At 71.7% G+C, this 10,848-nt stretch carries 5 protein-coding genes; 2 read left to right on the top strand and 3 right to left on the bottom strand.

The window, feature by feature from the left end:
• The 3 genes from ABZT03_RS41220 to ABZT03_RS41210 form a co-directional block, all read right to left on the bottom strand.
• A partial coding sequence (locus tag ABZT03_RS41220) for a family 43 glycosylhydrolase (RefSeq protein ID WP_356048933.1) occupies positions 1 to 5,253 on the bottom strand: 5,253 nt, incomplete at its 3' end.
• Positions 5,254 to 5,509: 256 nt separating this feature from the next.
• Positions 5,510 to 8,677, bottom strand: coding sequence for a tetratricopeptide repeat protein (locus ABZT03_RS41215; protein WP_356048932.1), 3,168 nt, complete (start codon positions 8,675 to 8,677; stop codon positions 5,510 to 5,512).
• Between the two features lie 372 nt (positions 8,678 to 9,049).
• Positions 9,050 to 9,409, bottom strand: a complete 360-nt coding sequence (locus ABZT03_RS41210; protein WP_356048931.1) for an STAS domain-containing protein — start codon at positions 9,407 to 9,409, stop codon at positions 9,050 to 9,052.
• Between the two features lie 196 nt (positions 9,410 to 9,605).
• Between ABZT03_RS41210 and ABZT03_RS41205 the strand changes: the two genes are divergently transcribed.
• Positions 9,606 to 10,058 (top strand): ATP-binding protein, encoded by a 453-nt coding sequence (locus ABZT03_RS41205; RefSeq protein ID WP_356048930.1) that lies wholly within the window; start codon positions 9,606 to 9,608, stop codon positions 10,056 to 10,058.
• 458 nt (positions 10,059 to 10,516) lie between these two features.
• Positions 10,517 to 10,720, top strand: a complete 204-nt coding sequence (locus ABZT03_RS41200) for a cold-shock protein (RefSeq protein WP_060899524.1) — start codon at positions 10,517 to 10,519, stop codon at positions 10,718 to 10,720.
• Positions 10,721 to 10,848 lie beyond the last annotated feature (128 nt).

Below are 10,848 nucleotides of genomic sequence, written 5' to 3'. Positions count from 1 at the left end.
GGAGGCCGGTGTAGCCGGCCGACTCACGTCCCGCGGTGGTCGGGGAGCCGAAGACCAGGGGTTCGGCACGGAGGTTGGCGAGGTGGACCGACCAGGGAGAACCGTAGACCAACATTTCTTCCAGACCCTGACGCGGACGGTGTCCGGGTGGTCCGTGGCGGTGACGCGCACGGCGTAGCCCGCGCTGCCGTTGACGGTGCCGGACCCCTGGTACACGGCCCGGGAGCCGGTCACCACGAGCCAGTCGGAGCCGGTCGAGCGGAAGGCGAGACCGGCCCGGCCGAAGTCGAACCTGACGCCGCCGGTGGGGACGGTGGCCTTCTTCGGGTAGACCGCGGTGAACGAGAAGGATGCCTTGCCGGTCAGGCCGGGCCGGGCGGGGCAGGCGCCGGCCGGGGAGTCGAAGACGCCGGCGCCGAGCATGGGCCCGGCTGCCCGGTCGTAGACGACGACCTCGGGAAGGGTCCTGCTGTCCGAGGCACCCTCGTCGTCGGTGACGGTGATCACCGGGCGGTGGATGCCCGCCCGGGCGTATACGTGCTGAGCCCTGCAGCCGGTGGCGGTGACCGTGCCCGACCGCGGTGTCGTGCCGTCCTTCCAGTCGACCGCGCAGGTGTGGGTGTCACTCGTACCGGGGTCGGTGAACCCGGCGGTGACGGTGGCCCGCCCGCCGGCCGGCAGCGGTGCGCCGGGGCCGGCGGCGGAGGTGATGACCGGATCGGCGTTGGCGACCTCGACGGTCACCGTGTCGCTGCTGCGGCCGCCGGTCAGGGTGGCCTCGAAGGTGCCGTCGTCGGTGCAGGTGAGCGTGGTGACTGCTGCCCGGGGATCGGCGAAGGCGCACGGGGTACCCGCCCCGACCGTCCACTTCGCGTCACCCGCCCCGGAGACCGTGCCGTTCAGCCGGATCGCCGCACCCTCGGTGCCCCGGGCGTCCGGGCCGGCGTGCACGACGGTGACGGGGTCGATGCTCGTGAGGGTGGGGACGACCTTCTTGATCAGTCCGTCGGAGTCGAACTCCATCGTGTTGATGGTGGTTTCACGGTGGGTGCCGTCACCGCCGGGGATGGCGAAGCGGTGGTAGGCGATGTACCAGTCGTCGGTGTTCGGCACGTGCACGACCGAGTGGTGGCCGGTTCCCCTGATGCCGAGGGAGAGGTCCTTCTCCAGGATCACGCCCCGCTTGGTCCAGGGCCCGGTGGGGGAGGGGCCGGTGGCGTACGCGACGCGGTAGTTCTCGTCCCGGGTGTCGTTCTCCGACCACATGAAGTAGTAGGTGCCCTTGCGCTTGACGACGAAGGAGCCCTCGTTGTAGCCGCTGGGCGTGATGTCCGTGACCTTCGCGGTGTCGACGGACGTCATGTCGTCGTTCAGCGGAGCCACGTAGGCGTGACCGTTGCCCCAGTACAGGTACGACTGTCCGTCGTCGTCGGTGAAGACGGCCGGGTCGATCATCTGGCCGCTGAACTGGCCCTGCTTGAGCAGCGGTTTGCCCAGGGCGTCCTTGAACGGGCCCGTCGGTGAGTCGGAGACCGCGACACCGATGTTCGCGTCGGCACAGTAGTAGAAGTAGTACCTGCCGTTCTTCTCGGTGATCGTCGGCGCCCAGGCCCGGCTGTCGGCCCAGGAGACGTCCGGCCCGAGGTCGAGGATGACGCCGTGGTCCTTCCAGTGGACCAGGTCGGTGGAGGAGTACGCCTTGAACTGGGTGCCGCTCCAGCCGTCGAAGCCGTCGGTGGTCGGGTAGAGGTAGAAGGTGTCGCCGAACCGCACGATGTTCGGGTCCGCGGTGAGGCCGGGCAGGACCGGGCTCTTCATGACGAGCGCGGCCACCGTCCAGCTGCGCTTCTTCCCGTCCGAGCCGGTGACCTCATACGTCACCGGCTTGGTGAAGTCGTGGACGCTGCCGGAGGCGGGGCTGATCGCGGCGCCGTGGGCCAGGGTGAACTCCGGTGCGAGGGAGGTGAGTTCGGTGCCCTCCTGCATCGGCAGGGTGATCCTGCCGCCCGCGTTGTCGATGATCGCGTCGACCTTCAGCGCGGGGTGTGTCGCCCTGGCGATGCCCGCGGTGTTGCCGCTGAGCTCCATGACCTCGGCGGCGGACAGGGCTCGGTCGTAGACGCGGAAGTCGTCGACCTCGCCGCCGAAGTACGGGTCACCGGAGTACAGGGACCGGCCGATGTAGCCGCTGTGGTCCTTGTCCGCGTCGTACAGCTCGGACGGCCTGATGGTGGTCGTCGTGCGGGCGGCCTCGATGCCGTCGACGTAGAGGACCATCGTGCCGGTCGAGCCGTCGAGGGTGACGGTGACGTGCCGCCACTGGCCGGGCGTGAGCTGCGAGCCGGCCGTCAGTTTCGATTCCGCCGACCAACTGGCCTTGCTGATCGCCGAGTAGAGGCTGGACCCGCCGTTGGAGGGGGTGGCGAAGAGGTACTTGTCGCTGTCCGGGCCGAGCCCGAACAGCCACTGGAAGCTGTCGCCGCCCTTCCACTTGGCGTACGTCGACACGGTCACGCTGTCGGCGTTCCTCAGCACGCCGTTGGGGATCTTCACGTACGGCGAGGTGGTGGAGGTGCCGGCGCCGCCGGACATCCGGAACGATCCGCCCTCGACGCCCGTGCCGAAGTCCGGGGTGTGCACGTAGGTGCCGTGGTAGCCGTGCCCGCTGGAGTCGTGGGCGATGTTGCCGCCCGTCTCGTCGAAGTCGTAGTGCAGGAGCAGGTCGGCCGGGACGCCGGCGCCCTCCTGCGACACGGTGACCTCGGCCCGGACCGGGAGCGCGGCGCCGTCCGGGAGGCTGCCGGTCACGGTGAAGGTGCCGGGCTGCGCGTACCGCGACGCCGGGATGTCGTCCCAGGTGACGGCGACGGGCCGGTCGATCCCGTCGGCGTACTTCGCGATCACCGTGGCGGGCAGGACCGGGGCCTCACCGGTTCTCGTCCGCGCCCGCACGCTCTCGACGCTCTCCACCAGCTGGTCCGGCTGGTAGGCGCGCAGCAGCCGGTCGTACTCGGCCTGGGTGACCGGCAGGACCGTGCCGTGGCGGGGCCTGGCCGGCAGGTCGTAGTCGGCGACCGGGGTCCAGGTGCCGGAGGCGAGGTCCGTCGTCTCGAAGGGCAGGTAGCCGCGGCCGCCGAACTCGTCGAGGAACGCGTACCACTTCTCCTCGGTGTTGGACTTGAACACCAGCGGGCCCTCGGCGGCCGTCATCGCGCCCTTGCCGATGCCCTCCGCGACCGGGTCCCAGGACGGGTTCAGGATCGAGTCGCTCTTCTCCTGGAAGATGAACTTGCTGTTGGGGGTGGAGGAGCTGTTGTTCCGCTCGTCCTTGGAGAGGCGGTAGTACGTCCCGTCGTGCTGGATCATCGTGGAGTCGATGACCGAGTAGCCGCGGTCGATCCAGACCTTGGGCGCGCTGAAGGTGTAGAAGTCGCGGGTGGTCGCGTACATCATGCGGTTGTAGGTGTCGCCGGAGTGCGCGTCGTCGCCGTACAGCTTCGACGCCCAGAAGACCACGTACTCGCCGCGCTTCGCGTCGTAGAACGCCTCGGGTGCCCAGGTGTTGCCCGCGCTGTCGGGTGAGATCCTCACCAGCCGCTGGTCCGTCCAGTGGACCAGGTCGGTGGACTCCCAGATCATGATCGACCTGCTGCCGGTGCGCTGGGCGGCGTCCCAGTCACCGTTGCCGTAGATCCTGAGGTCGGTGGCGATCTGGTAGAACTTGTCGCCCTCGGGGGAGCGGATGATGAACGGGTCGCGCAGGCCCTTCTCGCCGAGAGTGGAGGTGAGGACCGGCTTGCCGTCGTTCAACTCCCGCCACTTCAGCGGGTCGTTGCCCTTGCTGAGCGCGGAGTACAGCTGCTCGCCGTCCGAGGTGCCCTCGCCGGTGAAGTAGCTGAACATGTAGCCCTTGAGGGCTTGTCGCGCGGGGAGTTCGGGCACCTTGGCGGTGAACGTCCGGGTCGTGCCGGCGGCGCCCTTGGTGACGGTGGCGGTCAGGTCCACGGTGGCGGCGCCCGCGCCGTGCGCGGGGCGGTGGACCACGCCGTCGGCCGAGACGACGTCCGGCGCGGCGGAGGACCAGGTGACGTCGGTGCCGTAGGAGCCGGTCGGCGGCAGGGTCAGGTTGCCGCGGGCGTCGTCGAGGTCGTGGACGGTGAGGCTCGCGGCGGCCTGGCGCGCGGCCGTCTCGTCGTCGAAGGCGGCCAGGACCGTGACGTCGAAGGTCCTGGTGTCGCTCAGCGTGCCCTTGGTCAGGGTCGCCGTGAGCGTGGCGTGCCCGTCGGGCGACCCGGCGGCGGGCCGGATGACGTTGCCGGTGGCGGAGACGACGGCCGGGTTGTCGCTCGCCCAGCTGATCGCGGAGCCGCCGGCCGTGCCGGTGCGCGGCAGGTCGAGGTCCGCGGTGACGGCACCGGTGTCGCCGAGGCTGAGGGCGGCCTTGTCGTCGGCCAGGCCCTGGGTGGCGACGGGCAGGGCGAGCTGCTCGACCTCGTCGCCGGCCAGTGCGCGGTCGTAGACGCGGAAGTCGCGGATGGTGCCCTTGAACAGCTTGTCGCCCGAGTAGACCGACTTTCCTATGTAGTTGGCGGTGGTGGTGCCGGAGCCGATGGCGCCGGGGGCGGTGGTGACCGACGTGTTGCGGCCGACCACCGCGCCGTCCTCGTACAGCACTCCGGTGGTGCCGGTCTGGGTGTAGGTGAGGTGCTTCCACACCGACCGGGTCAGGTTGTGCGAGTCGGCGGGTCTGGTGGTCTGCTCCGTCGACCAGTTGCCGGTCGCGACGGAGGTCCGGTAGGAGTTGCCGGTGGTGAACAGGTAGCCGTCGCCGTTGCTGCCGCTGGAGTTGCCGAAGCCGTAGAGGAAGTACGGCGTGGTCTGGGCGGAGTCGATCAGCACGTCCATCGAGACGGTGATCGCGTCCATGCCCTTCATGACGTCGTCCGGCACCTTGACGTAGGTGTCCGAGCCGTTGAACGTGAGCCCCTGCCCGGTGGCGGACCAGCCGGGGGTGCCGTTCACCGTGCCGTCGCGGCCGTTCCCGGAGGCGTCGGTGACCGTGCTGCCGGAGGCCGCGTCGAGCTTGTACCAGAGGGCCAGACCGTCGGTGACGGCCGCACTCCGCGGGTCGTCCGCCGCCTGTGCGTGGAGGGCGGGCGCGGCGAGGCCCAGGAGCAGTGACGCGGCGGTGAGACCGGCGAGGCGGCCCACCCGGCGTCCGGCGCGGCTGCGCAGACGTGCGGTGTACGTCATGTCGGGGTTCCCTGCTGGAGCATGGCTGATGGGGGGAGGAGGGAAGGCATGGGGGAGCGGGCCGCGACGCGGGTCCCGGTCGCGGATGTCCCGCCGTTTCGGCTGTGTGACCTCGTGTTGCGAGAGTGTCAATCGGGGTGAGGCGCAGCGTCAAGAGTTTTCGAACGATGTCCGACAGGTCGAACGATGGGATGGCCGGGCCCCTCAACCACTGTGACCGGCCGTCGACTTGACGAACATCGCGCCCGATGTGGCGTCAGAGGTCCCGGACTTGGCCCTCGGTGTCGTCCGCGCCGCCGTCGCCTTCCGACGTCCGGTCCGTCGCCAGGGACAGGAGGGTCTTGCGGACCTCCTCCGCGCGCGGGGAGTTCAGGGCGGCGTAGAGGGACAGGGCCGCGCGCAGGTGACGGCCGGCTTCGGCCGGCTCGCGTGTCGTGCGCCGGACCCGGGCCGTCCCGATGTGGGCGCGGGCCTGTTCCTCCTGCTCGGCGATCTCCCGCGCCGCGGACAGGGCGGCCGCGTGCGCGTCGAGGGCCTCGGCCTGCCGGCCGGCGCCGTGCAGGGCCTCGCCGAGGCCGTTGAGGGCGCCGGCCTCGCCGTAGCGCTCACCGGTACGGCGGAACAGGTCCAGGGCCTGCCGCTGGTGCTCGGCGGCTTCGTCGTACCTGCCGAGGCCGCACAGCGCGTCGCCCAGGTTGGTCAGCGCGTGCCCCTCGCCCCCGGTGTGCCCGAGCCGCCGGAAGAGGGCGAGCGCCCGCTCGAAGTGGCCGGCCGCGGCCGTGTGGTCGCCCAGCCGCGCCACCACGATCCCCAGGTTGCCGAGGACGCTCGCCTCGCCGAAGGCGTGCCCGGTCCGCCGGTACAGGACCTGCGCCCGCCGGTACCGCTCGATCGACGCCTGATAGTCCTGGAGCAACTCGTGGACGATGCCCAGGTTGTTGAGCACGTCCGCCTCACCGTGCGCGTCGCCCTCGGCGCGGAACAGCTCCACCGCCCTCTCGTGGTGCTCGGCGGCCTCCCGGTAGTGACCGCGCAGCTCGTGCAGCACCCCCACGTTGGTCAGATGGCGGGCCTCTCCCGTCCGGTGGCCGATACGGCGGCACAGGACCAGGGCCTCCTCGTGCCGCCGGTGCGCGCTGTCGTAGTCCCCGAGCCGCCGGTGGACCGCGCCGAGGCAGGCCAGCACATCGGCCTCACCACGCGCGTCCCCCGTCGAACGGGCCGCGCGCAGGGCGTGGGTGTGGACGGTCAGGGCGTCGGCGTAGTGACCCGAACGCTCGTAGTGGCGCTGCAGGGTGGTCGCGAGGCGCACGGTGTGCCGGGACGGCCCGGGCTCCTCGGTCCGCGAGCACAGTGCCACCAGTGTGGGCTGCGCGGCACGCAGCCACGCACGGCACTCCTCGGCCGTGCGCAGCGGCGGAAGGCCCGCGAGGGGCAGGTCCACTGCGGGACGCAGATGCCGTTCGGCCGGGTACAGCACGTCCATGGCCGCGGCGGACGCCGCCAGACAGTGGTCCAGCAGCCGGGCCAGGGCGCTCTCCCGGTCCTGTGCCGGGTCGTGGCGGTCGGCCAGTTCCGCCGCGTACGCGCGCAGCAGGTCGTGCATGGCGTGCCGACCGGGTCCGGTGCGGTGCAGCAGGTGCGCCCTGGCCAGCACGTCGAGCGCGCGCCGGGCGCCGTCGGCGGAGGTGCCGGCCATGGCCGCGGCGGAGTGCGTGTCGACCTCGGGCCCCGGATGCAGACCCAGCAGCCGGAACATGCGGGCCGGCAGCTCGGGCAGACGCTCGTAGGACCAGGAGAAGACGGCGCGGACCGCCGCCCGGGGATCCCCGTCGCCGGAGTCGAGCAGGTCCAGGCGCCGCCGGTGGTCGCGGAGTTCGGACACCAGGCCGGTCAGCGGTTCGGCCGGGCGTGACTGCACCAGTTCGGCGGCCACCCGCAGGGCCAGCGGCAGCCGCCCGCACTGCTCGGCCAGCACCGCGGCAGCCGTCCGCTCGGCCTCGACCCGCGGCCCGATCAGGGTGTGCAGCAGGCCCAGCGCGTCGCCGGGGGACAGGACGTCGAGGACGATCCGGTGCGCACCGTGCACCGACACCAGGGACGTCAGCGTCTCCCTGCTGGTGATCAGTACCTTGCACGTCGGGCTGCCCGGCAGCAGGGGTCTGACCTGGGCGGCGGAGGCGGCGTTGTCCAGGACGACGAGCAGGCGCCGTCCGTCGACGGCCGTGCGGTAGCGCGCCGCCCGGTCGTCCAGGCGCAGCGGGATGTCCTGGCCGGGCGTGCCGAGAGCGGTGAGGAACCCGGCGAGCGCCTGGGCGGCGGAGACCGGTTCCTCCGGGTCGTAGCCCCGCAGGTCCACGTAGAGCTGCCCGTCGGGGAAGGCGTCGCGCACCCGGTGCGCCCAGTGGACGGCGAGCGCGGTCTTGCCGACTCCCGCGGTACCGGACACGGCGGACACGATCACCGCCGCCGAACGGTCGCCGCCCTCCCCGGCGGCGAGATGCCGGGTCAGTTCGGCCAGTTGCTCGGATCTGCCGGTGAAGGGACGTACGTCCATGGGCAGTTGCGCGGGAGCGGGTGCACCGGAGACCCCGACCCCGCCCCTGCCCGCGGACGTGACCGGCGCCCCTTCGGGAGCCGGGGCGTGACCCGCCCCCGGCTGCCGCGCCCGGGCAGAGTCGCCCAGTAACTCCTCGTTGACGGCCTGGAGTTCGCGGCCCGGTGCGACGCCCAGCTCGTCGGCGAGCCGACGGCGTATCTCGGTGCACACCGTCACCGCCTCGGCCGGTCGGCCGGCGGCGGCCAGGCCGCGTACGAGCATCACGGCGAGCGGCTCCGACAGGGGATGCTCCGCCATGAGGGGGTACAGCAGGCCGGGCACCTCCCGCGCTCCGCCCCCGCTCAGCACCGCCTGCGCCCAGGCGATCGCCGCCTCCACGCGCTCGTGGCTCCAGGCGGTCCGCGTCCGCTCGGCCCACCCTCCCGGCAGCCCCGCGAGCGGCACACCGCGCCACAGCCGCAGCGCCTCTTCCAGAAGTGCGGCGCGCTGCCCGTCGGAGTGCCGGGGCGCGCGGCCCTCGGCGACCAGGGAACGGAAACGCAGCAGGTCCACGGCGTTCTCGTCGGCCTCCAGGACGTATCCGCCGGAGATCCTGCCGATGCGGATCGGCGCCTGCTCGCCCAGGGACACGGACGCCGCCTCGTCGAGGAGCTGCCGCAGCCGGCTGATGTGCGAGTAGAGCACCGACCGGGCCCCGCCCGGCGGGTCGGCGTCCCAGACCCGGTCGATGAGGGTCTCCACGGCGACGGGCCGCCCGGCGTCGGCGGCCAGGGCGGCGAGGACCGTACGCCGGCGGGGCTGTCCCAGGTCGAACCCGCGCTCCGCGACCCGCAGTTCGAGGGAGCCGAGTAAGTGAAGGCGCATTCGCGTCACACGGCTCCGGCCGCGGCACGGTGGCGTGTCGGCGGTGTCCCTCGTCCGCCGCGCTGAAGCCGGGATTCCACACGCCCTCCGAACCGTCCGCTCCATGGCCGGCGACGCGGTGGCCGGCGCAAGGTTTTCGCAAGGTCCACCGTAGATCCTCCTCTCACCGGCCGTCAGTCGTACTGCCGCACGAACATCCGCGGCGGGAGTCGCTGACGGCGGGTTCCGCCCGCGCACCCTCCGGGCGGCCCGCGGACCGGTCGCCGTGGCCCCTGCTGCACGGGGTTCAGCAGGAAGCCACGGCGTACCCGCGCACCGTGCAGCTCGGTGCCGGTCGCCGTGTCGCTTCCCCGTCCGGGCCACCTGCCCGCGTCAGGCGAGGGCGTCCCGGACGGTGGGGTAGCAGGGGATGACCGTGTCGAGGCCCACGAGCTCCAGGGTGCGAAGGACGGTGCCCTGGGTGCCGGCGAGCCGCAGCCAGCCCTTGTCCGGGACGGCCCGCTGAGCGGTGATGAGGGTGTTGATGCCGCTGGAGTCGATGAAGGTGACCTGACCGAGGTCGATCACGATGCGGGGGCCGGCCGTCCCGTCGGCGGGCGGGAGGGCGTTCTGCAGGGGGGACGCCGTCTGGTAGTCGATCTCGCCGTGGACGGTGAGGACGGTGACGCCGTCCACGGTGTCCCGCACGACCGACAGCCTGCCGTGCCCCGCGGTGTCCCGGTTGTCTGCCACAGTCTCCCTCTGCAACCTTCGGTCCATGCTCTAGCCAACGCTTCTCCGGTCATCTGTGCCCAGCGATCTTATGGCCGACGCCGGTGACGGGCCTATGCACAGGTTCGTTCCGGGGCGCGTAGGTGTGAAGAAGGGGGGTATCCGACCCGGCGTGCAGCGCATCGAAACAGTGGCATGGACGGAACCCGATGGGCCGATGGAGGGTTCCTTCGTGCCGTACCCCGACCCTGTCGAGTTCACGGCCGCCCTGGAGGGCCACGGTGGCTCGATAGCCGAGGCCCGCCATCTCGCGGCCGGATTCCTCATCCGTCTCCAGACGGAGCTGGGGCTGCCGGTCACCGAGCGCGCCATGGACCTGACGCAGCTGGTGGTCAGCGAGCTGGTCACCAACGCCTACAAGTACGCGCAGGGGCCGGCCCTGCTGTGCCTGCGGCTGTCCGGTTCCGTGGTGGAGATCCAGGTGTGGGACAGCGATCCGGTCCTGCCGGTGGCGCGGGCCGCGGACCCCGGGCGGGTGGGCCAGCACGGCCTGGAGATCGTGATGGCGGTGGTGCAGCGGTTCGACGTGCGGCGCGAGCCGGTCGGCAAGCGCATCACGGCGTACATCCCGCTGCTGGACGACCCCATGCCCCCGTCCTTCGAGTCGTAGATCCGCCGGACGGCCGAACGAGGTGCGCCAGCGGGCCGCAGCCCGCCCCGGCGGTCGCCCGCACCATTCCCCCGCGGGCGGTCCGGCGGAGTCCCCCGCGCCCTCGAAAAGGGGCATGCGGAGTAAAGGTGACGTACCCGCCCGCCGCGTCCGTCGGCCGCACCGTCCGCCGTGAAAGCGGAGGTCAGTGCCGCCCCGGACCGGTCGGTGTCCGAAATGTTTTGGTAGGGGTGGGTGAGGTGTACGGAAACCGCGGCGGATCGTGGGACTCGGTGCAGATCATGGACGTTGCTCTCTGGTGAGAGGCTGTTCCGCCGTGTAGCGTCGTTCTCAGATGTCGTGGTTCGCAGTACCTGCCCGCGCTTTGGCGCGGGCGCTTTGCTGTGCAGTGCTGGACCAGGGCGATCACCTCCAGGGCCGCGCGGTGCGGTTCCTGACATCGACTGAGAGGCACGAGCATGGCCAGCGGAACTGTCAAGTGGTTCAACGCCGAAAAGGGCTTCGGTTTCATCTCCCAGGACGGCGGCGGCCCGGACGTCTTCGCCCACTACTCCAACATCAACGCCTCGGGCTTCCGTGAGCTCCAGGAGGGACAGGCGGTCACGTTCGACGTCACCCAGGGCCAGAAGGGCCCGCAGGCGGAGAACATCACCCCTGCGTGACCTCACGCGTGACCGGGCCCCGGGGTGCAGCGCACCCCGGGGCCCGGTGCGTGCCGCCGGGCCCCCCCGCGGGGGGCCCGAGAGGAAGAGCGGGGGGGGGGGGAAGAGGGGGTGGGGGGGGGGGTTGG

It is taken from the genome of Streptomyces sp. NPDC005574, from assembly GCF_040605435.1.
Taxonomy (GTDB): domain Bacteria; phylum Actinomycetota; class Actinomycetes; order Streptomycetales; family Streptomycetaceae; genus Streptomyces.
This window is presented reverse-complemented; position numbering and strand designations above follow the sequence as displayed.

What these genes read in the sequence shown, in the direction of transcription:
- ABZT03_RS41215 (WP_356048932.1), bottom strand. Translation starts at nt 8,677, where the DNA reads ATGCGCCTTCACTTACTCGGCTCCCTCGAACTGCGGGTCGCGGAGCGC.
- ABZT03_RS41200 (WP_060899524.1), top strand. Translation starts at nt 10,517, where the DNA reads ATGGCCAGCGGAACTGTCAAGTGGTTCAACGCCGAAAAGGGCTTCGGT.
- ABZT03_RS41205 (WP_356048930.1), top strand. Translation starts at nt 9,606, where the DNA reads ATGGAGGGTTCCTTCGTGCCGTACCCCGACCCTGTCGAGTTCACGGCC.